General features: G+C 33.7%; 20 protein-coding genes, 1 tRNA gene and 1 pseudogene. 6 read left to right on the forward strand and 16 right to left on the reverse strand.

All coding sequences use genetic code 11. From position 1 onward, the window contains the following. Positions 1-27: 27 nt before the first annotated feature. Positions 28-1,425, reverse strand: a complete 1,398-nt coding sequence (gene fumC / locus AB162_RS01760) for a class II fumarate hydratase (protein WP_053096966.1) — start codon at positions 1,423-1,425, stop codon at positions 28-30. Positions 1,426-1,605: 180 nt separating this feature from the next. On the opposite strand from fumC, the gene AB162_RS01765 reads away from it, so the two are divergent. The 4 genes from AB162_RS01765 to purB all read left to right on the forward strand — a co-directional run bounded on the left by AB162_RS01765 (position 1,606) and on the right by purB (position 5,054). Then, positions 1,606-1,681 (forward strand) — tRNA-Asn (locus AB162_RS01765). A 182-nt stretch (positions 1,682-1,863) separates the two neighbouring features. Continuing rightward, positions 1,864-2,964, forward strand: a complete 1,101-nt coding sequence (gene mnmA, locus AB162_RS01770; protein WP_053096969.1) for a tRNA 2-thiouridine(34) synthase MnmA — start codon at positions 1,864-1,866, stop codon at positions 2,962-2,964. 42 nt (positions 2,965-3,006) lie between these two features. Beyond that, on the forward strand, positions 3,007-3,636 hold the full coding sequence (gene hflD, locus AB162_RS01775) for a high frequency lysogenization protein HflD (protein WP_053096970.1): 630 nt from the start codon (positions 3,007-3,009) through the stop codon (positions 3,634-3,636). Positions 3,637-3,677: 41 nt separating this feature from the next. Beyond that, positions 3,678-5,054, forward strand: coding sequence for an adenylosuccinate lyase (gene purB / locus AB162_RS01780; protein ID WP_053096972.1), 1,377 nt, complete (start codon positions 3,678-3,680; stop codon positions 5,052-5,054). A gap of 63 nt (positions 5,055-5,117) precedes the next feature. On the opposite strand, the gene lolE is transcribed toward purB, so the two are convergent. The 15 genes from lolE to rluC all read right to left on the reverse strand — a co-directional run bounded on the left by lolE (position 5,118) and on the right by rluC (position 17,961). Continuing rightward, positions 5,118-6,371 (reverse strand): lipoprotein-releasing ABC transporter permease subunit LolE, encoded by a 1,254-nt coding sequence (lolE, locus tag AB162_RS01785; protein ID WP_053096974.1) that lies wholly within the window; start codon positions 6,369-6,371, stop codon positions 5,118-5,120. Between the two features lie 7 nt (positions 6,372-6,378). Further along, a complete protein-coding gene (gene lolD, locus AB162_RS01790; RefSeq protein WP_053096977.1) occupies positions 6,379-7,083 on the reverse strand; it encodes a lipoprotein-releasing ABC transporter ATP-binding protein LolD in 705 nt (234 codons plus the stop codon). A 2-nt stretch (positions 7,084-7,085) separates the two neighbouring features. Then, positions 7,086-8,273, reverse strand: a complete 1,188-nt coding sequence (gene lolC, locus AB162_RS01795) for a lipoprotein-releasing ABC transporter permease subunit LolC (protein WP_053096979.1) — start codon at positions 8,271-8,273, stop codon at positions 7,086-7,088. Positions 8,274-8,338: 65 nt separating this feature from the next. Then, complete coding sequence (locus AB162_RS01800) at positions 8,339-8,890, reverse strand: penicillin-binding protein activator LpoB (protein WP_082239278.1); 552 nt, start codon at positions 8,888-8,890, stop codon at positions 8,339-8,341. Between the two features lie 17 nt (positions 8,891-8,907). Beyond that, positions 8,908-9,255 (reverse strand): HIT domain-containing protein, encoded by a 348-nt coding sequence (locus AB162_RS01805; protein ID WP_053096983.1) that lies wholly within the window; start codon positions 9,253-9,255, stop codon positions 8,908-8,910. Between the two features lie 55 nt (positions 9,256-9,310). Then, positions 9,311-10,117, reverse strand: coding sequence for a YchF/TatD family DNA exonuclease (locus AB162_RS01810; RefSeq protein WP_053096985.1), 807 nt, complete (start codon positions 10,115-10,117; stop codon positions 9,311-9,313). Between the two features lie 12 nt (positions 10,118-10,129). Then, positions 10,130-11,134 carry a DNA polymerase III subunit delta' C-terminal domain-containing protein gene (locus tag AB162_RS01815; protein WP_053096987.1) on the reverse strand — a complete coding sequence of 335 codons (1,005 nt, stop codon included), beginning with the start codon at positions 11,132-11,134 and terminating at the stop codon, positions 10,130-10,132. Between the two features lie 16 nt (positions 11,135-11,150). Then, positions 11,151-11,792: a dTMP kinase gene (tmk, locus tag AB162_RS01820; protein ID WP_053096989.1), complete on the reverse strand. Its 642-nt coding sequence runs from the start codon at positions 11,790-11,792 to the stop codon at positions 11,151-11,153. A gap of 657 nt (positions 11,793-12,449) precedes the next feature. Continuing rightward, positions 12,450-12,695 carry an acyl carrier protein gene (gene acpP, locus AB162_RS01825; RefSeq protein ID WP_053097390.1) on the reverse strand — a complete coding sequence of 82 codons (246 nt, stop codon included), beginning with the start codon at positions 12,693-12,695 and terminating at the stop codon, positions 12,450-12,452. A 159-nt stretch (positions 12,696-12,854) separates the two neighbouring features. After that, positions 12,855-13,589, reverse strand: coding sequence for a 3-oxoacyl-ACP reductase FabG (fabG, locus tag AB162_RS01830; protein ID WP_053096990.1), 735 nt, complete (start codon positions 13,587-13,589; stop codon positions 12,855-12,857). Beyond that, a complete protein-coding gene (fabD, locus tag AB162_RS01835; protein ID WP_053096992.1) occupies positions 13,586-14,536 on the reverse strand; it encodes an ACP S-malonyltransferase in 951 nt (316 codons plus the stop codon). The genes fabG and fabD overlap by 4 nt, the downstream gene beginning before the upstream one ends. A 14-nt stretch (positions 14,537-14,550) precedes the next feature. Beyond that, entirely contained in the window at positions 14,551-15,507 is a 957-nt protein-coding gene (locus AB162_RS01840) for a beta-ketoacyl-ACP synthase III (protein WP_053096994.1), read from the reverse strand. 10 nt (positions 15,508-15,517) lie between these two features. Next, positions 15,518-16,534, reverse strand: a complete 1,017-nt coding sequence (gene plsX, locus AB162_RS01845; RefSeq protein WP_053096996.1) for a phosphate acyltransferase PlsX — start codon at positions 16,532-16,534, stop codon at positions 15,518-15,520. 26 nt (positions 16,535-16,560) lie between these two features. After that, positions 16,561-16,731 carry a 50S ribosomal protein L32 gene (rpmF, locus tag AB162_RS01850; protein ID WP_053096998.1) on the reverse strand — a complete coding sequence of 57 codons (171 nt, stop codon included), beginning with the start codon at positions 16,729-16,731 and terminating at the stop codon, positions 16,561-16,563. A 258-nt stretch (positions 16,732-16,989) separates the two neighbouring features. Next, positions 16,990-17,961 (reverse strand): 23S rRNA pseudouridine(955/2504/2580) synthase RluC, encoded by a 972-nt coding sequence (gene rluC / locus AB162_RS01855; RefSeq protein ID WP_053097000.1) that lies wholly within the window; start codon positions 17,959-17,961, stop codon positions 16,990-16,992. 464 nt (positions 17,962-18,425) lie between these two features. Between rluC and rne the strand changes: the two are divergent. Beyond that, a pseudogene (gene rne, locus AB162_RS01860) lies at positions 18,426-20,072 on the forward strand (ribonuclease E); the annotation flags it as partial. A gap of 757 nt (positions 20,073-20,829) precedes the next feature. After that, positions 20,830-21,879 (forward strand): dihydroorotase, encoded by a 1,050-nt coding sequence (gene pyrC / locus AB162_RS01865; protein ID WP_053097002.1) that lies wholly within the window; start codon positions 20,830-20,832, stop codon positions 21,877-21,879. The last annotated feature ends 119 nt before the right edge of the window (positions 21,880-21,998 follow it).

A 21,998-nucleotide genomic window follows, 5' to 3' on the forward strand; every position in this document is an offset into this window, starting at 1 on the left:
ATTTATTGATTAATAATACAATATTAATTATAATATGAAATTATTAATCATATTGTTTGGTTGAATCCATTTATCAAATTGTTGCTCGGAAACATAACCTAATGTTAGTGCTGCCGTTTTTAAATTTAGTTTTTCTCTATGCGCTTTTTTTGCAATTTCTGCTGCTTTATCATAACCAATGTGCTTAGTTAACACCGTAACTAACATCAGTGACTTGTTTAATAATTCTTCAATGCGATCTTCGTTAGGTTCTATACCTACTGCACAATGTTGATTAAAACTATTAATTCCATCAGCTAATAGTCGTACTGACTGCAAAAAGTTATATATCACCATCGGACGGTAAACATTAAGCTCGAAGTTACCAGATGCTCCACCTATATTAATAGCAGTATCATTACCAATAACCTGACAACACAACATAGTGATAGCTTCGCACTGTGTAGGATTGACTTTTCCTGGCATAATTGAACTACCTGGTTCGTTTTCTGGTATATTTATTTCTCCGATACCACAACGTGGTCCAGAAGCAAGCCAACGTACGTCGTTAGCTATTTTCATCATAGATACCGCTAAGCCTTTTAATGCTCCATGTGCGTGCACTAAAGCGTCGCATGTAGCTAAAGCTTCAAACTTATTAGGTGCAGTAATAAATGGGTAACCTGTTAAATCAGCGATAACTTTAGCGACACGTACCGCATACTCAGGATGGGTATTTATACCAGTGCCGACGGCAGTCCCGCCTAGCGCTAGTTCGTATAGATGTGGAGTAATGTTCTCTATATGTTCTATACTGTGCTCCAACATATTCACCCAACCAGAAATTTCCTGACCAAGGGAAAGAGGTATTGCATCCTGTAAATGCGTCCTACCAATTTTTATAATGTTGCTAAAGTCTACTGACTTATTACTAAAAGTAGTTTTTAGTTGTGTGATTTGTGGAATTAAATATTCGTAAATTGCAACTACTGCCGCAATATGCATTGCGGTAGGAAATACATCGTTAGAACTTTGGCTTTTGTTAATATCATCATTTGGATGAATCAGCCGTGATTCACCACGCCTACCACCTAACAGCTCGCTAGCACGGTTTGCTAGTACTTCATTCATATTCATATTACTATGAGTGCCAGAGCCTGTTTGCCAAATTACTAAAGGGAATTCATTAGTATGCTTCCCTGCTAGCACTTCGTCAGTAGCCTTAATAATAGCATTGGCAAGTTGTTCGTCTAGTAATTGAAGCTGATTATTGACAACTGCAGTAGCACGTTTAATTTGTGCTAACGCATTGATAAGTTCTATAGGCATTTTTTCGTTAGAAATAGTAAAATACTCTAGTGAACGTTGAGTTTGCGCTCCCCAAAGTTTGTCTGCAGGTACCTCAATCATCCCCATTGAATCTTTTTCTATACGTTTATCGTTCATACTAATAATATTTTCTCTTATATCTAAATATTAGAAGGATAACACAGCATACAGTGAAAACTTTTTTTATTAGTTTAAACCTTAAATATTTCAATACAATAAATAGATGAAGCGTGCTATTTAAGTATTTATCTTTACTATACTATGTGCTATAGTATAGTATTAAAATAATTATAAAATTCCTCTGTAGTTCAGTTGGTAGAACGGCGGACTGTTAATCCGTATGTCACTGGTTCGAGTCCAGTCAGAGGAGCCAGCTAATATTAGCTAAACATAAAATTATCTAGTACCTAATCTATATAATATCTATTATACTGAATAAAGATCTATATATCATAATATCATAGTAATAAAATCATGAATTATATATTTTTAATAAAGTACTGCGCTGCATAAATTAACCGAATTAGATACCTATACCTATTTATTTTATATCATATGAATAAAAAACAAAAAGTTATCGTGGGAATGTCAGGGGGTGTGGATTCTTCAGTGTCTGCTTTGTTGTTGCAGCAACAAGGTTATCAAGTTGAAGGACTATTCATGAAAAATTGGGAAGAAGACGATAATAATAAATATTGTACTATTGCTAAGGATCTTTATGATGCTCAGACAGTATGTGATCAATTAGGTATTATTCTGCATGCAGTTAACTTTGCTGCTGAATACTGGGATAAAGTATTTGAATTATTTTTAGCTGAATATCGCGCTGGACGGACTCCTAATCCAGATATTTTATGTAATAAAGAGATTAAATTTAATGTTTTTCTATATTTTGCAACAAAAAATTTATCTGCTGATTACATTGCTACTGGACACTATGTTAGAAGTAAAAAAATTAAAGGGAAAAGCCTTTTATTACGCGGAAAAGATGAAAAAAAAGATCAAAGTTATTTTCTTTATACTCTAGGATATAAAGAAATTGCACAGTGCTTATTTCCAGTAGGAGAACTTAATAAAGTTCAAGTAAGAGCTATAGCTGCACAATTTGGATTAGCCACTACTGCTAAAAAAGACTCTACCGGGATATGTTTTATTGGCAAACGTAAGTTACGTGATTTACTAAGTAAATATATTACTCCTAAACCAGGAGTAATAGTAACAGTGGATGGTAAACAAATAGGTTATCATCCAGGCTTAATTTATTTTACGTTAGGTCAACGTAAAGGTCTAGGTATAGGTGGAACTCGTAATAGTAGTAGTAATGATCCTTGGTATGTGGTAGATAAAAATATCAAACAAAATGTTCTTATTGTTGCCCAAGGACACGAACATCCACGGCAAATGGCTACTAGCCTTATAGCCTATAAAATACACTGGGTAGATCGTCGTATCTCTTTGACTAAACCGCTGCGTTGCACAGCAAAAACTCGTTATCGCCAGCCTGATATAGGTTGTTTGGTGGAACCTATGGTTGACGATGATATGTTACTAGTTATTTTTGATTATCCGGTAGCAGCAGTTACACCCGGACAGTCAGTAGTATTATATCTAGCAGATATTTGCCTAGGTGGAGGTGTTATTCAAGCTCGAAGTTAATAATTATTTTTGTATTGCTTACATATTTAACCCGGAGTGATTTTGGCGAAAAATTATGTTGATATAACGCTAGCATTAGCCGGAGTATGTCAGAGTGCCAGATTGGTGCAGCAACTAGCATACTATAGTAAGTGCGATGAACACCAGTTGCGAATTTTATTACATAGCATACTTGATCGGCATCCTTCATCAGTACTGTCAGTTTACAGCGATGCATTAGTTAATTTAAAGATAGGATTAGAGACGCTACAAAAAGTCCTTTCTCTTTCTACAAGAGAAGAGCTAAGCGCAGAATTAGCTCGTTATACTCTTGGTTTAATAGTCTTAGAAAGAAAATTACATTGTAATATTCAAGCAAAGAATAAGCTAAGTCTTTACATCAGTGAGCTTGAACAAAAAATACTAAATTTTGATATTTTATCAGAAACTGTAGTTAGTGCTATTTCTGATATTTATATGGAGGTAATCAGTCCATTAGGTTTACGTATTAAAGTTACTGGTACCCCTACAATTTTAAAAAATAGTCACATTCAGAATAAAGTACGTGCGGTACTACTAGCTGGTATCCGTTCCGCTGTTTTGTGGCAACAAGTAGGAGGTGGTAGACTACAGTTAATGTTTAGCCGTAATCATTTGTTCGCGCAGACTAAACAGCTACTGTTACAATGTTAACCCTTAACCCTTATTTATTATTTTTTTAGGAATTGCAAAAAATGGATTTATCTTCTTTAACAGCTATTTCTCCTATTGATGGTCGCTATAATGAAACTGTAAAAGCTTTGCGTTTTATATTTAGTGAATTTGGTTTACTTAAATTTCGCGTACAGGTTGAAGTACTATGGTTACAAAAACTATCATCTTGCACTGATATTAAAGAATTGCCACCATTTGACTATAAAACAAATAATTATTTAAACGCAATAGTAAATAATTTCAGTATAGAAGATGCTGAGCGTATCAAAACTATTGAACGTACTACTAAACATGACGTAAAAGCAGTTGAATATTTTCTAAAAGAAAAAATGGTAGAATTACCTACTTTACTATCAGCGATAGAATTTATACATTTTGCCTGTACTTCTGAGGATATCAATAATCTTGCTTATGCACTTATGATCACGAAAGTACGCAAAGAAGTATTATTACCAATGTGGATTAAAATAATTAATATAATATATAATTTTGCTACTAATTATCAAAATATCCCACTGCTATCGCGTACTCATGGTCAGCCTGCTTCCCCATCTACTATAGGTAAAGAGATGGCTAACTTTGCCTATCGTATGGTACGACAGTTAAATCAGCTAAAAACAATTGAAATACTTGGTAAAATTAATGGCTCAGTAGGTAACTATAATGCCCATATAGTAGCTTATCCAGAAGTAAACTGGCATAGCTTCAGTGAAGAGTTTGTTACCGATCTTGGTCTTAATTGGAATCCCTATACTACCCAAATTGAACCTAATGACTATATTGCAGAATTGCTAAACTGTGTAGCACGCTTTAATACTATCCTTATAGATTTCAACCGTGACATATGGGGCTATATTTCTCTTAACTATTTCAAGCAAAAAACTATAGTAGGAGAAATAGGTTCATCAACTATGCCACATAAAGTTAACCCAATTGATTTTGAGAACTCAGAAGGTAATTTAGGTCTTGCTAATGCAAATATGAACTATTTAGCTAGTAAGTTACCCATATCTCGCTGGCAGCGAGATTTGACTAATTCTACAGTATTACGTAATTTAGGTGTTAGTATAAGTTATTGCCTTATTGCTTATAATGCAACTTTAACAGGAATGAGTAAACTAGAGGTAAATGAAGACTACATATTAGAAGAATTAAATTTAAATTGGGCAGTCCTAGCAGAGCCTATTCAGACTGTTATGCGTCGTTACGGGATCAATAAACCTTACGAAAAACTTCATGCTCTTACTTACGGTAAGAAAATTTCTGCAATTGAAATAAAAGATTTTATAGATAATTTATCATTACCTAATGAGGTAAAAATTAGACTAAAAGCTATGACACCTGCTAATTATACTGGTCTTGCTGCTAAGTTAGTTAACTATTTAACTATCGCATAGTCAGTAATAGTAGTCTAGTCATAAACATACATATACTACAAATAGCGTAGTAGTATGAAATAATTATTTCTTATTTAGAATGTGTACTGGATCAATACTGCTTGCTCGCTGCGCTGGATACCAACTAGCTAGTAAACTAAGCAGTATAGCAGTACTTATAACAATAAGTATATCCTGCAAATGTAATTCAGTTGGTAGAAAATTAATAAAATAAATGTTGCTAGACAATAGCGAATAACCTAATAAGTTCTCTATCATTTTAACTAGTTTTGTTAAATTTACAGCAATTATGGCGCCTGATATGGCACCTATAATGCAGCCATAAATACCAACTAATAAACCATACCATAGAAAAATACCATAAGCTAAAGAGTCTTTAGCTCCTAAAGTACGTAATATAGCAATATCTGCGTATTTATCTTTTACTGCCATAACTAAAGTAGATACTATATTAAAGCAAGCTACCAATATCACTAACATCATAGCTAGATAAATGATAGAGCGTATCATTTTAATATCTTTATACATGTCACCATAAGTATCCATCCAACTACTTAGAAAAACATAGCGATCAGTAACTTTGGCAGCTGCTAGTACTAGTTTATTAGCATTAAAAATATCTGTTACTTTTATAGCAATACCATCAATATTTTTACCTGTATTTAAATAATGCTGGGCATCTATTAATGGTATCATTGCAAAGTTATTATCTATCTGGCTACTTAACGAAAAGATACCAATTACTTGTAAATTAATACGCTTATATTGCAACTGTGTTATATTTTTATCTATATTTCTATTTGAAATTAGAATATTTAGCCAGTCACCTAGTTTAACTTTTAGATTGTCAGCAACACCTTGACCAATAATAATCTGTTGCTTGTCGGCCATAAAATTATGCCAAGCTTGGTTTTTTACAAAGTACGGTAGCGCGCTTAGTCGTATTTCCTGTGCTGGATCTACCCCTTTAATTTGAAGAATCTGTTGTTTTTCATCGTGTTCTACTAGACTTGTGAAATTAATATAAGGTGTAGCTGCTACTATTCCTGGCAATTTTTCTATGCGCTTTATCAATTTATGCCATTCTAAGAATGGAGGAGGATTTACTGGTTCAATTTGTCCATGTGCTACAACAGCAAGTATACGCTGATTTAATTCACGTTCAAAACCATTCATCGCACTAAGAACAATAATTAGTACCATTACACCAATAGATATCCCGATGGTAGATATTATAGAAATAATAGATACCATCCCACCACGCATTCTAAGGTTAAAACGTAGCGCAATCTGTAATGATAAAGGTATGATACTCATTTAATTATTAATTAGAGCTAAATTTTATACTTTGTTGCAGCACAATTCCTTCACTTATCTGAAGTTTTCGGTTTAAGCTATTAGCTAATCGTAAATCATGCGTTACTACTATAAAAGTAGTACCATGTTGCATATTTATTGATTTAATTATATTAAAAATACTATCTGCGTTACTTTTGTCTAGATTGCCAGTAGGCTCATCAGCAAGAACAAGCGATGGGTAATTAACTAATGCACGTGCAATAGCTACTCGCTGTCTCTCACCGCCAGATAACTCAGCAGGTCTATGAGCGCTGCGTTTTTCTAGTCCTACCATTGCTAGCATTTCCAGTGCTACAGTTTTTGCTAATTTTGCTTTAGCTCCTCCTATCATTTTAGGCATTGCTACATTTTCTAGAGCAGTAAAATCTGATAATAAATGGTGGAATTGATAAATAAAACCAAGTCGGCTATTACGTATTTTAGCGCGCGCAGCTTCGCTTAGTTTATTCATAAGCTGACCTTCAAACATTACTTCACCAGAAGTTGGTGTATCTAAACCTCCAAGAATATGTAACAGCGTACTTTTACCAGAACCAGAGCGACCCATTATTGCTATCATCTCACCTGGTTGTATAGTTAAATTAACGTTCAGCAACACATTAGTATATAGCTGACCTTCTTTATAACTCTTACTAAGCTGAGTACATTGTAATAATGGGATTTTATTCATGATTATTCATAACGCAAAGCATCAATAGCATTCCTAGTTCCGGCATACCAAGAAGGGTAAATAGTAGATAACCATGCCACTACTATAGCAAGTAAAGCAATTATAGTAATCTGTAATTTATCTATTTCAAAAGGAAAAATTATGTTATCAAAGAAAACTAACATATGAAGTTTAGTTACCAAAATTATGCTAATAATAATACCAAATAATGCTCCAATAATTCCATAGCTAGTACCTTGAACCATAAATAAAAGCATAATTTTACTACGAGTTAATCCCTGTGTTGTTAAAATAGCTACCTCGCGTTGTTTATCAATTACTAATAAGCATAGAGAAGTTAGAATATTAAATGCAGCAACAGCGATAATCAGGCTCATAAGTAATCCCATAATATTTTTCTCCATACGCACTGCTTGGAATAGTTCGCTTTTACGCTCACGCCAATCTTTCCAAACTAATCCATCTGGTAAATTCTGCTTACTAAGCTTATCGACAAGCATAGGTTGCTGCAACCATAGTCGCCAGCCAGTGACATAACCAGATGGATAACGCATAAGACGCGATGCATCTTGTTGATTAACTAATAGTTGATAGTAATCTACCTCGCTATTAGCAGCATATGTACCAGCTACAGTGAATAAGCGTTGGCTCGGCATACGACCAATTGGTGTAAATTGACTAATAGAAGGAACTATTAAGCGTATTTTATCACGACATTTAACACCAAGCTGACTAGCTAATTTTTCACCAAGAATTACCTTATACTTACCTGGGGTAAGTGTATTAATATTGGTATCAACTAAATAGTTTTTTAATGGTTCTGGATCAGAATTATTAATACCAAGTATTACGCCAACCGCTAAACCTGTGTTACTTTGTAAGACTACATCCCCAGTAGTTAAAGGTGCAACATTTTTAATACCTTTAAGTTTATTAATGCTTAATAGAGAAAGTTCTTTAGGTTCTAAAGAACCTTTGCTGTTAGTTAGCATAGCCTGAGGAACAAAGCCAAGAATATTAATTTCTAGTTCTCGTGCGAAACCATTCATTACCGACAACACAGTAACTAACGCAATGACTCCTAGCGTAATTCCGATAGTGGAAAGCCAGAAAACAAAATTACCGTATTTATCTGATCCATTCCCACGCATATAGCGCAGGCCAATATATAATGCGATTGGCTGATACATTATTACATTAGTTTTTTTCTGTTATTGATCAATAAATATATAACCGCTTAATATTGTTCAAAAATTTATTTTGAATATATAATAATACCCTTACCATCCCAGACAATCTCTCCAGTATTTACTAGCATTAACTGCATATCTAGTTCTGGTTTTTTAATATCCCCATTAGCTGTGCTATATAGCACATATTGTGCTTTCAGATATCTAGCCAATGCTATTGCTTTACTACGTGATTCTAAACTATCTTCGTAAGAAAGTCCTAAATTAATGCGCGCACTTTTAATAGTATCTACTCTGATTAGAGTAAATTTTTCGCTATTAGCAGCAGCAATTAAGCTTCTTAACATAGTAGTAGCTTGGCCAGACTTGAGGCTACCATTAGTATTATTTTTAATAGTATTAACTAGTAGCAAACTATTTTTCCTAATACCATCAACTAACATCATATTATTTACTAATGGAGAAAGACTTGCTTCCCAGTTAATGTACTTAAACTTAGGTGGCATTTGAACTAGCTCATTAGTTGGCAAATTAGAAAAAAATTTATTTTTTTGATGACCATATGTTAGTAATGATACCGTAGTTAGTAGCATAATAAAAAACCAGCTATTGTTCATAATTTTAGTTATTATAGTTAGGTTATTAACGGACCTAGTTGTCTACCTCCAAGCAAATGCATATGGAGATGATAAATTTCTTGTCCCCCATGATTGTTACAATTAATAATTAAGCGGTACCCATGATCACTTATGCTCTCTTTTTTAGCTATTTTTGCAGCTACTACAATCATTCTCCCTAATATAATTTCATCTTGAATTGTAACATCATTTACTGTTGGGATACACTTGTTAGTAACGATAATAATATGAATAGGGGCTTGGGGACTGATATCACGAAAAGCAGTAACTAGATTATCCTGATATATAATATCAGCCAAAATCTCCCTACTAATAATTTTACTAAAAATATTTATTGTTTTCATATTAATATTAAATTAAGTTCCAATATGAAGTTTAAAAAATTTAAATATTTACTAATTAACTTGTTTTATTAAAGTGTTTAATTGTCATTTCAGTGTCTAAGTGAAATAGTTGACAGAAATTTTCTGTAGTCACCATAGCTAATTTTTCTAATTTAACTCCTTTTAGCGTTGCTATATATTCTGCTATATCACGTAAATAAGCTGGTTGATTTTCCTTACCACGATAAGGAACTGGTGCTAAATATGGGGAGTCTGTTTCAATTAAGATACGGTCCATAGGAATAAATCTAGCTGTATCACGTAGTATATCAGCATTACGAAATGTGATAATACCAGAAAAAGAGATATAAAAGCCTATATCTAGTGCTACTTTAGCAGTATTAATATCATCAGTAAAAGAATGTAATACTCCACTATCAGCTTTTTCTTTACGTAAAATATCGATAGTATCGTTGCTTGCGCTACGGGTATGCACAATCAGAGGTTTATTATACTCTTTACTAATACGTATATGTTCACGGAAAAAATTTTGTTGCTGCTTTTTATTATCCTGCTGATGATAATAATCTAGTCCAGTTTCACCAATTGCTACTACATCATTTCTAGCTGCTCTAGTACGTAGTGCTAATAAATCATATGGTGGTACATCAATATTCAATGGATGAATACCACAGGAATAAAGAATATCATTACGATTACCAATTAAGGATGTTATCCTATCAAAATTAGATAGCATGGTACACACCGATAAAATTAACCTAACATCACGCATCCTAGCTTTGTGCATGACATCTTGGACATCATTGTGTAAATTATGGTAATTTAATTTATCAATATGACAATGGGAATCAATTAAAAACATAACTGCTCTTATTTATATATTATTGTTATAAGTGTACTTACTAATCTCCAATTCCCAATTTAATAATCTATGTGCAAGTAGTAATTGGCGATTAATACCTTTAATATCTGACAACTTTTTTCTGCAATATAGCAATTGTTGTACTTTATCATGTAGATAAATAGTAGTCCAACGCTTAGCTATAGCGTTAATTAAAGCAGATTGATCTAAATTAACTAAAAAATCTTGCGAACTTTGCTGTAGTTTCAGCGCATCAACTAATATAGTTAGTAACCAATTTAGCGGTGCATCATCATTAACATCAATTAAAGGTAGCAAAGTTAAAAACTTACCACTATGTAAAACTTTGCTAATCGTGCTGCATAATTCTATTCTCTGTTCCCAGTATGCTGAATTTAATAAATATTGCGCAGCTAAAGGAGCACCACCACATAAACGTAGCGCTGTGCGTGCTGCTAATATAGGATAAGTATCATTATTCTGCTGATGTAGCCAACTTAACCCCATAGATTCTATCGGTAAAGGTAACTGCCAGTAAATACAGCGGCTTAATAAAGTTGGTAAAATACATGCATAATCTCTACACCCAAGTAGAAAATAAGTATTATCTGGCGGTTCCTCAATAATTTTTAGTAGTGCATTCATTCCTTGCTTAGTTAATAATTCTATATGCGCTAGCCATATTAACTTAGCTCCATCTTGGTACGCGTGAGAATATAATTTCTCTATCAACATGCGTATTATATCTACTCCAATACTATTTCTTTCTTTTTTTATATTGAGATAATAATAATCTGGGTGATTACCTGTATTCATTAACTGGCAGCTATTGCACTGACCACAATATTTCATTGACTTTGGCTTAATACTACACATTAACCAACGAATAATAACTTTAAATAAAGATGCCTTGCCGTTACCTGGTGGACTAGATATTAATATCGCATATCCCTTACCCTGTTGGTAAATGTTTAAAATGTTTAGGTAAGTAGATTCTAGCCAAGGGTATATTATCATAGATAGTGATTTACCTTTACTGTGAGTTTGAGCTAAGCCATTGCACTATATGGTCGTGAATCGCAGCACTGCACTGCTCCAATGGTTGTTTGGCATCAATAGTAACAATACTAGGATTATCTGCAACTAATTCCTGGTAACGTGCACGTGTACGTTGAAAAAATAATAGTGATTCAGCTTCAATTCGGTCTATTTTTGATCCTCGCATTAGTACTCTATCTCTACTTTTAGTAGGAGGTAAATCTAGATAAATAGTAAAATCTGGATAAAAATTACCTAAAACCGCATCACGTATAGTTTTTAATAATTTTTTATTTATACCACGACCTCCGCCTTGGTAAGCTTGGGATGAAAGATCGTGTCTATCGCTTACTACCCAGTAACCTCGCTTTAAAGCTGGTTTAATAACACTTTCTACTAATTGAACACGGGCAGCATATAATAACAAAAGCTCTGTATATTCAGTAATAACATCATCTTCTGCGGAGTCTATTATTATTTTTCGTAATTTTTCCGCTAATGGAGTACCACCTGGCTCACGAGTAACCACTACGTCAGTAATACCATAGCTACGTAAAGTAGTAATTACTTGCTTAATAGCGCAGGTTTTACCCGCCCCTTCTAGACCTTCAACAACAATAAATCTACTATTATTCATTAGTATTTACTTATATTCATTAGTCTTTACTTAATATAAAGTATTAAAAGTATGATGAATAGTTAATGCATAATAATATATTATTAACCTAAATATTTGTATTATAATAGGTATTAACTTTAGTTGATTATAATTAAATTACTTGTTTTTAATCCAGTATTAAGATAATAAGCTTGCTTTAGCAGCGTATCTGGCGCAAATTGTTTGTAATTTATATAGCTAAATAATACTAACCTAAGCATCACACCTGCTTAGGTTAGTATCTATTATTAAATCAAGTTATACTATATTGATATTGACTTTTAGCGCTTAATCGCAACCATAGCGATCGAAATAATAAGTTTATCATTGCATGCATAATGTTTTGGTGTTGGGATGTAACGTTGTTAGATAATAATACGACTATAGTATAAGCTCGCCTATTAGCAGCCTATAGTGCAGCAACATATGATACTAACTAACTATAAATATAAAAAGGTAGCAGCAGTTAGCATTTAATGAAATAACCTGTAATTGATAATTAGGTTGGCAGTTTATCTATAACATAACTTCATAGCTAACTCATATTAAAAAATGATACCTTTATGATATTATAAAGTTAGTTATATAATTATATAGGCGATCATATACTTGCATATACTTGACCGCCTAATTTCACTAACTTATTACCGATTGGCTTGCTTGAATAAAATCAATTGCTGCTTGAACAGTAGTAATTTTTTCCGCTTCTTCGTCTGGAATTTCAGTATTAAACTCTTCTTCCAGCGCCATTACTAGCTCGACAGTGTCAAGAGAATCAGCGCCTAGATCATCAACGAAAGAAGCATGATTCACTACTTCTTCTTTCTTCACTCCCAATTGTTCAGCGATTATTACCTTAACTCGTTCTTCGATAGTGCTCATACTTTTAAATTTCCTATCAAAAAAAAATCGCTTTCGCGATGGTTTTTGTCTTTTAGTCATATAAAACTATACCACTAAAATACAGGCTGAGTATTACTAATTTTGAATACTATTTTGCGTTATTTATAGTAAATAACGCAAACTATAATTTTATTATTTTTATAGCATATACATGCCTCCATTGACATGTATCGTTTCCCCGGTAATATATGCAGCCTCATCAGATGCTAAAAAAGCTACTGCACTTGCTATTTCTTTCGGATAACCAAAACGATTAGCTGGAATTTTATCTAAAATTCTACACAGATTTTCATCTGTTAATACTTCTGTCATATCTGTTTTAATAACACCTGGTGCTACTACATTTATTGTAATACCTCTAGATGCTACTTCATGAGCCAGCGATTTACTTAATCCAATTAATCCTGCCTTAGCAGCTGCGTAATTCGCTTGTCCTAAATTACCTATAGATCCTATCACAGAACCTATAGTAATAATTCTGCCGTAATTTTTTTTCAGCATCGATCTTATTACAGCTTTAGACATACGGAATACTGAAGTTAGATTAGTATCTAAAACATACTGCCATTCTTCTTCTTGCATCCTAATAAGAAGATTATCACGTGTGATACCTGCATTGTTTACTAAAATATCAGCATCCCCAAATTCTGTACGCATTTTTTTGAAAAAAGCATCGATAGATACTAGGTCTGAAACATTCAGTTTCATACCCTTACCACTAGTACCTAAATAGGTACTAATATTATATGCTCCATTTTCGCTAGTAGAAGTCCCTACTACTACTGCTTGCTGAGCTACTAATTTTTCTGCAATAGCTCTACCAATACCACGGCTAGCGCCGGTAACTAAAGCAATTTTATTTTTTAAATTCATTGTGTTACCCTAGTTATCTTGTTAATTAACATAGATAATGAAGTATTGTTATTAACTGCAGCACAATACAGTCTATTACTAATTTGTTTAGTAAATCCAGTAAGTACTTTGCTAGGTCCTATTTCAAGTACAGTGTTAATATCTTGTGCAGACAGGTACTCAATAGTTTCTGTCCAGCGTACCGGGCTATATAGTTGACGTACTAGCGCCTTACGAATTATATTTGGATCATTAGAAATACATACATCAACATTATGTACTACCGGCACCTTTGGAATTGAAAAATTTATATTGTTCAGTACTTTTGCTAACTGCTTTGCAGCAGGTTTCATCAATATACAGTGTGATGGGACGCTGACTATAAGCCTATGCGTCATTTTAGCACCATGAGCTTTACAGATAATACTAGCACGTTCAACAGCTTCTTTATGGCCAGTAATGACCACTTGATTCGGAGTGTTAAAATTTGCTAGAGAAACTATTTGTCCCTGCGCTGCCAGTGAACAAGCAGCTGCAATAGTAGCATGATCGATACCAATAATCGCAGACATTGCGCCGATGCCAGCAGGAACGGCTTTCTGCATTAACTTACCACGTATAGCTACTAATTTGACTGCAGAAGTAAAATCTAATACTCCAGCACATACTAATGCTGAATATTCACCCAAACTATGACCTGCCATAAACATTGGCATAATTCCGCCAAGTTTTTGCCATATACGCCATATCAATACCGACATTGTTAATAATGCTGGCTGTGTATGCCAAGTTTTATTAAGTTCTTCAGCAGGACCATGTTCTACTAGCTTTAATAAATCATAATTTAGCACAATCGAAGCTTGGTTAAAAATTTTTTTAACTTCTTCAGGATAGTATGCTGCTATTTCAGCTAGCATCCCAACTTTTTGAGAACCCTGTCCTGGAAATACCATAGCAAATTTATTCACTATTCTTTTCCTTATTAAAAACGTAGTAGAGCGGAACCCCAGGTAAAACCGCCACCAAACGCTTCTAGTAAAACTAATTGTCCTGTTTTTATCCTACCATCACGTACTCCTTCATCGAGCGCTAACGGTACAGAAGCAGCAGAAGTATTTCCATGTCTATCCAAGGTAACTATTACTTTATTCATTTTCATCCCTAGTTTTTTTGCTGTTGCATAAATAATCCGTAGGTTAGCCTGATGAGGTACTAACCAGTCAATATCTTCGTGAGATAAATTATTGATTTTTAGGGTTTCATCAGCAACATGTGATAACTTAGTAACCGCCACCTTAAATACTTCATTACCAGACATTTTAAGATAAGAATCTGCAGTATAATTTAAGCTATTGTTGTTATAAGGTAGGGTTAACAGATCTCCATAACTTCCATCAGCATGCAAATGAGTGGAAATTATTCCAGGCTTTGCTGAACCACCTAACAGAACTGCACCTGCGCCATCACCAAACAAAATTAATGTTCCTCGATCATTAGGAGCTAGCTTCTTACTAAGAACATCAGCACCAATAACTAGTGCATGCTTAATAGCACCATTTTTAACATATTGATCGACAACGCTTAGGGCATAAGCAAATCCAGCACAAGCCGCAGCTAAATCAAAAGACACACAGTCTGTAATACCTAATTCTCTTTGAATTTGACATGCTGAACTAGGAAAAGCATGACTTGATGAGGTAGTCGCTACTATTATCATCCCCACTTGTTCTGCTGCTATGCCAGCCATACTCAGTGCTTGTTCAGCTGCATAATATCCCATACGAAATACAGTTTCATGTGCATTAGCAATGCGGCGTTCGCGTATACCAGTACGAGTAACAATCCATTCATTTGATGTATCTACCATGTGTTCTAGGTCAGCATTAGACCTAATTTGCGCAGGGAGATAGCTTCCCGTGCCTAGGATTTTTGTATACATTTGTACTAAATCACTCTGTAGTAATCCAGCATTCAGCCAAACGTGACGCTATTTTTTTAGAAATTTGTCTCTCTACTGCTTTTACTGCCTGTGTAATTGCTGTGGTAAAAGCTTGCTGATTTGCTGCTCCGTGGCTCTTAATTACTGTGCCACATAAACCTACTAAATAAGCACCATTATATTTGTCTGGATTCATGTAACTAAAGTTACAAACTATATTTGTATTCATACTGAAATTATGCTGAACGCTATCATCTGAAGATTTAATTAATGAAAGAAAAAATCTTATGACCCCTTCCATTGTCTTTAGTGTAACGTTGCCAACAAAACCTTCACATACAATTATATCTGTTTTTCCAGTTAATAATTCATTAGCTTCAAGATAACCAATATAATTAATTGAAGAAATATTACTTAATATTTTTGCAGCCTGGTGAATATTCCCAAAGCCTTTAGTATTTTCTGCGCCAATATTTAATAACGCAACCCTTGGAACATTTACTACTCCAATAATTTGCTTCGCTATTACTTCACCAATAATTGCGAACTGCACTAACATCATAGCGTTACACTTGATATTTGCTCCTATATCAAGTACTACTGTTTTACCATTGTTTTGATGGGGTAATATAACCATTAATGCAGGCCTGTGAATGCCAGCGATAGGTGTTAAAACTAATTTTGCTAAACCCATTAGTGCACCAGTATTACCTGCACTTACACAAGCATGAGCTCGTCCTACCTTAATTAACTCAAGAGCAACACGCATTGATGTCCCTTGACTAGATAGTATTGCTTGTGATGGTTTTGCTTCACTATTTATAATATATTTAGTTGGAACTATTGATATTCTATCATTGGATATAGAATTATATTTGACTAAATAATTAGTAATTGCTGCAGGCTTGCCAACAAGCAAAAGCTCAAGTTGTGGATAATATCTCAGTGCCTGTAAAGCTGCTGGCACTATTACATCAGGACCGAAATCACCACCCATAGCATCTAGTGCTAGGGTTATACCTCTCAAGGTATTTACCTTTATTTATTTATGATTTACCTAGTTATCACTTTACCACCTCGGTAGAAACCATTAGTAGTAATGTGATGACGCAGGTGAATTTCACCAGAAGTTTTATCTACTGATGTAGTAGTTATTGTAAGTGCATCATGAGCGCGTCGCATACCCCGTTTAGAACGGGTAGGTTTATTTTGTTGTACAGCCATATACCTAACTCCTTTATAAAAAACTACAATTTGTTTGATAACAATTATCAAATATGTAAATTTTTTACAGAACTTTTTTAAAGTTATTCTAGTAATAATAGACTTATATAAGCATAAATACTATATATTATATATATAAAACTATCCTACAATAAGGCGCTTCTTTCATTTATTAACTGATTAATGTATAGCTAGGCTAGGTACGGTACGTACATAAATAGCTTAATTGAATTATATTAATAAATTTTAACATATTGATTATTTATGATAGGTACGTAGATAACGTATACATTGAAGTAATGAGTTATCTAAAGGAGCTTCAATATGTAATATTTTACCGCTAGCAGGGTGTTTAAAACTAAGCGATACAGCATGTAAGAAAATCCTATTTAGGCCACTGTTTTTTAATTTATTATCAAAAATATTATCACCATAATAATTATCAAAAGCAATAGGATGACCTGCATACTGACTATGTACACGAATTTGGTGGGTACGCCCGGTAACTGGACTTGCTCTAACTAGAGTTGCTAGTGTGAATCTTTCTTCTACTTTAAAAAAAGTCTTTGACAATTTACCATTGCTGTTAACCTGTACTAGGCGTTTCCCACTAGATACACTTGTCTTCATCAATGGTGCATCTACTACTGTAGTAGTAGACGGCCACTGACCACGTACCAGTGCCAAATAATATTTTTTGATACTGTTCATTCTTAATTGCTCATGCATCATACGTAAAACTGAACGTTTTTTTGCTACAAGTAAAATACCAGAGGTATTTCTATCTAGTCGATGTATAAGTTCTAGGAAATAATTGTTAGGCCATAATGCACGTAGTCCTTCTATGATACCAAAGCTCAATTTACATCCGCTATGTACTGGAGTTCCTGCTGGTTTATTTAATATTAAAATATAATTATCTTCATAAATAATAGCTTCTTTTAAAGCAGCTACTTTTTCAAGTTTAGGAGAAATATGCTGATTATTATTTTGAAGTACTGGTGGTATGCGTAGTTGATCACCAATGTTTAATTTAAATTTAGGTTTTATTCTTTTTTTGTTTATTCGTACTTCTCCTTTACGAATAATACGATAAATAAGGCTTTTAGGTACTCCTTTTAGTTTATGAAGCAAAAAATTATCTATTCTTTGACCAGCTTCATGTGTAGATATGTTAATAATATTTACCTGATAATTAGGTGCTTGTTTAGATCGATATGGTAAAACCATAGTATTTATTACCTTTATTTATTATGTTCCTAACTATATTAGGTTAAGTATTGCACTTTAAGTTCGTATTTACCTAATACGATCAATGACATTTAACAAAGTCGTCTTGCTATATATGTGTCAGCAATGAAATAATGTATTTACTTACACGTTTATACGTGTGCGTATGAAACTAGGTTTAGCTTACTTGATAAAACCGAAACGCAGCAATAGCGTAATACGTAATTGTTAATCATTTATAGCCTAGCTATCGGCAAATTAATTACTACTTAGCTGGTAAACAATCAAAAGCAATTATCTCTCATTTAATGATACGAATCATACTGATAGATTTTTCCTGTTTTATAAAACACATACTACCCAAATAATGCTTATAACTTATAAATAAGTAGTAGGTAGGTTATGACACGGCTATGCAGTTCTTTGTTGCCTACCACTCTAATGCTAAACATGAGTAATTGATAATGAAAAGAATGTTAATAAATGCCACTCAACAAGAAGAGTTACGCGTAGCCTTAGTAGATGGCCAGAAATTGTATGACCTAGCTATTGAAAGCTGGGGACATGAACAGAAAAAAGCAAATATATACAAGGGTATCATTACCCGTATTGAACAAAGTCTTGAAGCAGCTTTTGTAGATCATGGTGCTGATCGTCATGGTTTTCTGCCTTTTAAAGAAATTTCTAGTGAATATTTTCCTCCTAACTATTCTAGTAATAATAGGTTAAACATTAAAGACGTACTGCATGAAGGTCAAGAAATTATTGTACAAGTAGATAAAGAGGAAAGAGGTAATAAAGGCGCGGCACTTACTACATTTATTAGTCTAGCTGGAAGCTATCTTGTTTTGATGCCTAATAACCCTCGTGCAGGAGGAATTTCAAGAAGAATTGAGGGTGAATATCGTAATGAACTAAAGGAGGTTTTATCATTACTAGAACTACCAGAAGGTATGGGACTAATAGTTCGTACTGCAGGTATTGGTAAATCAGCAGAAGCATTACAATGGGATCTATCTTTCCGTCTTAAACACTGGCAGGCAATTAAAAAAGCAGCTGATAGTCGTCCAGCACCATTTTTGATTTATCAGGAAAGCAATGTAATAGTACGTTCGTTCCGTGATTATCTCAGGCCAGATATTGGTGAAATTCTGATAGATAACCCTAAATTTTTAAATTTAGCTAAAGAACATATTACATTACTTGGTCGTCCTGACTTTACTAGTAAACTAAAGCTATACAGTGGTGAAATTCCTTTGTTTAGTTACTACCAGATAGAATCACAGATTGAATCCGCTTTCCAACGTGAAGTACGTTTACCTTCTGGCGGATCAATAGTCATTGATACTACGGAGGCGTTAACTGCCATAGATATTAACTCAGCTCGTTCAATCCGTGGCTTAGATATTGAAGAAACAGCCTTTAATACTAACATAGAAGCAGCTGAAGAAATTGCTCGTCAGTTACGTTTGCGAGACCTAGGAGGTTTAATAGTAATAGACTTTATTGATATGACGCAAGTACGTAATCAACGTGAAGTAGAAAATTGTTTGCGTGAATCAGTACGTAAAGATCGTGCTCGTATTCAGATAGGACGCATATCACGTTTTGGTTTATTGGAACTTTCTCGCCAACGTATTAGTTCATCATTAGGTGAGTCAAGCCATCATTTATGTCCTAGATGCGGTGGTACTGGTACCATACGTGATAATGAATCATTATCACTTTCTATACTACGTATCATAGAAGAAGAAACACTAAAAGCTAATACTCATGAAGTACATGCTATCGTACCAGTACCTATTGCTTCTTATTTGCTTAATGAAAAGCGTGCCGCAGTTAATGCGATAGAGAAGCGTAAAGGTGGAGTACGTGCAATTATTGTTCCTAATGATCAAATGCACACTCCAAATTATGTGGTTATCAGGATACGTAAAGGTGAAGAAGCAACTACACTCAGCTATTTATTACCGCAACTATACAGTACGGAAAAGATGCAGCATCAAGCAGATAAAATTGATGATATCAACGCTGAAAGAAAACGTGATGAGCAACCTGCTATGACTAATACTAATGTAATTAGTCCAGATAATAGAATCAAAATAGCAAAAACACCAGTTATTTATGCGTCAATGATTAAATTATTTTTTAGATTAATTGCCGGGTTAAAATCTTTAGTCATAGCTTCAAATAAATTAGATAAATGTTATCCACAACAATATAGTATGCTAATTAAAACAGAGTCGGAAGTGTCGTCTAATAATAAAGAAGAACTCATTAGTACGTCAAAAAAATTTATCTCAACCATTTGCAATAAGCAGCAGTATTTGGCAAATAGCCAATCTACAATAAACAAAAAAGAAGAATACACTGAACAAAAAATTCAAGTATTACCTAAAATACTTGATGATAGTTATTATCATCACGCTGATACTAAAAATATAGTAAAAAATATGTCACAGCTGAGACAATTTAACTTGATAGATAAAAAAATAAGAGTTATTAAGTGCAGTCCAACAAACATCATTGTGTCTAAGCAAACTGCTTCTGTAAATTCAGAGGCATATTATTGCAATAATTATAAGAAAACAGAACCAATTAGATCACGTAGTTTGCGTTATTTAAGAGTTAGCGGACAACGCCGTCGTCGTTATGATCGTTATGAGCTTACCAGATCATCATCACATGCTGCTCATAGTAGTAATTCAAATAGGCAAGATAAAGTAATTAAACTACAAGATACATCCATTTAACTTAATCCCCTATGTGTAAAATGTCTGGTAGTACAAGTACAGTAACTACCAAACATCATACCTATCGTATAGGATAACAGCATAGCATAATATATATATACGGAAATTTTTTTTAATGACAGTAAAAATAGTAGAACTCAAGATTCGCAGACCAGATGATTGGCATGTGCATTTGCGCGATGATGATATGTTGCGTACAGTATTACCTTATACTAGCCGTTATTTCGGGCGCGCAATTATTATGCCTAACCTAACACCGCCAGTAACAACTATTTGCCAAGCAATAGCTTATCGGGAACGTATTATGGCTGCGCTACCTGCTGGACATAAATTTACACCTTTGATGACCTGCTACCTTACGCAATCAATGAACAAACAAGAACTTATTGAAGGATTTAAAAATAATGTTTTTACTGCTGCTAAACTGTATCTAGCTAATACTACTATTAATTCACACTATGGAGTAACTGATATAACTAAAATTTATCCTATATTATCTGCTATGCAAGATTTCGGGATACCATTATTAATGCATGGCGAATTAAATAATCCTGAAATTGATATCTTTGATCGTGAAGTACGCTTCATTGAACAAGTAATAGAGCCTATACATCGCAAATTCAATAATTTAAAAATAGTATTGGAGCACATTACAACTAAAGAGGCAGTGGACTATGTTTTAGAAGGAAATAGCTATATTGGAGCAACTATTACCCCGCAACATTTGATGTTTAATCGTAACCATATGCTAGTTGGTGGAATTCGTCCACATCTTTATTGTCTTCCTATACTTAAAAGAAGTTGTCACCAAAAAGCGCTTCGTGCTGCTGTTGCTAGTGGTTTCGATCGTTTTTTCTTAGGAACAGATACAGCACCACATTATCGTAATAGTAAGGAGTCAGCTTGTGGTTGTGCTGGAATTTTCAATGCCCCAGTGGCTTTGCCTGCTTATGCTACAGTATTTGAAGAACTGAACGCACTAGAATACTTTGAGGCTTTTTGTTCACTCAATGGACCAAATTTTTATGGATTACCTTTTAATAAAGAGTTCATATCTATTAAACGCAAAGATACCTATCCACCAGAGCTAATATATTTAGCTAATGGAGAAACTGTTGTATCTTTTCTTGCACAACAGTTATTAAACTGGAAAGTTATTGATTAATTGATTTCTTGGTATAATTACTTGTTTTGTTACTATCAGCAATACAAAAAATTTTTTACATAAATATGTAATATTTAAATAAATAATTAAAATAATTTTATTATTATATATTATATATA

Origin of the sequence: Candidatus Palibaumannia cicadellinicola, assembly GCF_001269425.1 — a bacterium.
Classification (GTDB): domain Bacteria; phylum Pseudomonadota; class Gammaproteobacteria; order Enterobacterales; family Enterobacteriaceae; genus Baumannia; species Baumannia cicadellinicola_A.

Excerpts from the sequence above, each read along its gene's own strand:
- fumC (WP_053096966.1), bottom strand. The coding sequence starts at position 1,425 with ATGAACGATAAACGTATAGAAAAAGATTCAATGGGGATGATTGAGGTA.
- mnmA (WP_053096969.1), top strand. The coding sequence starts at position 1,864 with ATGAATAAAAAACAAAAAGTTATCGTGGGAATGTCAGGGGGTGTGGAT.
- purB (WP_053096972.1), top strand. The coding sequence starts at position 3,678 with ATGGATTTATCTTCTTTAACAGCTATTTCTCCTATTGATGGTCGCTAT.
- lolE (WP_053096974.1), bottom strand. The coding sequence starts at position 6,371 with ATGAGTATCATACCTTTATCATTACAGATTGCGCTACGTTTTAACCTT.
- lolD (WP_053096977.1), bottom strand. The coding sequence starts at position 7,083 with ATGAATAAAATCCCATTATTACAATGTACTCAGCTTAGTAAGAGTTAT.
- lolC (WP_053096979.1), bottom strand. The coding sequence starts at position 8,273 with ATGTATCAGCCAATCGCATTATATATTGGCCTGCGCTATATGCGTGGG.
- AB162_RS01800 (WP_082239278.1), bottom strand. The coding sequence starts at position 8,890 with ATGAACAATAGCTGGTTTTTTATTATGCTACTAACTACGGTATCATTA.
- AB162_RS01805 (WP_053096983.1), bottom strand. The coding sequence starts at position 9,255 with ATGAAAACAATAAATATTTTTAGTAAAATTATTAGTAGGGAGATTTTG.
- AB162_RS01810 (WP_053096985.1), bottom strand. The coding sequence starts at position 10,117 with ATGTTTTTAATTGATTCCCATTGTCATATTGATAAATTAAATTACCAT.
- AB162_RS01815 (WP_053096987.1), bottom strand. The coding sequence starts at position 11,134 with ATGATAATATACCCTTGGCTAGAATCTACTTACCTAAACATTTTAAAC.
- tmk (WP_053096989.1), bottom strand. The coding sequence starts at position 11,792 with ATGAATAATAGTAGATTTATTGTTGTTGAAGGTCTAGAAGGGGCGGGT.
- acpP (WP_053097390.1), bottom strand. The coding sequence starts at position 12,695 with ATGAGCACTATCGAAGAACGAGTTAAGGTAATAATCGCTGAACAATTG.
- fabG (WP_053096990.1), bottom strand. The coding sequence starts at position 13,589 with ATGAATTTAAAAAATAAAATTGCTTTAGTTACCGGCGCTAGCCGTGGT.
- AB162_RS01840 (WP_053096994.1), bottom strand. The coding sequence starts at position 15,507 with ATGTATACAAAAATCCTAGGCACGGGAAGCTATCTCCCTGCGCAAATT.
- rpmF (WP_053096998.1), bottom strand. The coding sequence starts at position 16,731 with ATGGCTGTACAACAAAATAAACCTACCCGTTCTAAACGGGGTATGCGA.
- rluC (WP_053097000.1), bottom strand. The coding sequence starts at position 17,961 with ATGGTTTTACCATATCGATCTAAACAAGCACCTAATTATCAGGTAAAT.
- pyrC (WP_053097002.1), top strand. The coding sequence starts at position 20,830 with ATGACAGTAAAAATAGTAGAACTCAAGATTCGCAGACCAGATGATTGG.